Raw genomic sequence first — 537 nt, 5'->3', positions numbered from 1 at the left:
TCGGGGCCGACGCCGTGCGCGCGCAGGTGGTGGGCGAGCCGGTTGGCGCGCGCGTCGAGGTCGCGGTAGGTGAGCGATTTGCCCTCGAACGTCACGGCCACCGCGTCGGGTGCCGCGGCGACCCGCTCCGCGAACAGCCCGGGGATCGTCCGCCCGGCCGGGTACGTGGTCGCGTCGTCCCAGGCGGCGAGGAGTTCGCGGCGCTCCGTCGGGTCGAGCAGCGTCAGCCGGTCGATGGGCTGGTCGGGGTGGGCGACGAGTTGGGTGAGGACGTGGCGCAGGTAGCGGATGTGCCGCTCAGCGGTGGCGGTGTCGAACAGGGCGGTGGCGTATTCGAGGCTGCCCGTGATGCGGCCGTCGTGCTCGGCCAGGGAGAGGGTGAGGTCGAACTTGGCGCTGGTCCACGGGCTGCGCAGCGCGGTCACCTCGACACCCGGCAGGTCCAGGTCCACGTCCTCGTTGTTCTGCCAGGCGAACATGACTTGGAAGAGGGGGGTGTGGGCGAGGTTGCGGGTGGGGTTGACGGCTTCGACGACT

Annotated in this window: 1 protein-coding gene; it reads right to left on the bottom strand. The window is 71.7% G+C overall.

Annotated features, from left to right (window positions below; translation table 11 throughout):
- A partial coding sequence (locus ACLQ20_RS31345; RefSeq protein ID WP_425858382.1) for a condensation domain-containing protein occupies positions 1 to 537 on the bottom strand: 537 nt, incomplete at both ends.

It is taken from the genome of Micromonospora sp. DT46, from assembly GCF_049841735.1.
Lineage (GTDB): Bacteria > Actinomycetota > Actinomycetes > Mycobacteriales > Micromonosporaceae > Micromonospora > Micromonospora reichwaldensis.
This window is presented reverse-complemented; position numbering and strand designations above follow the sequence as displayed.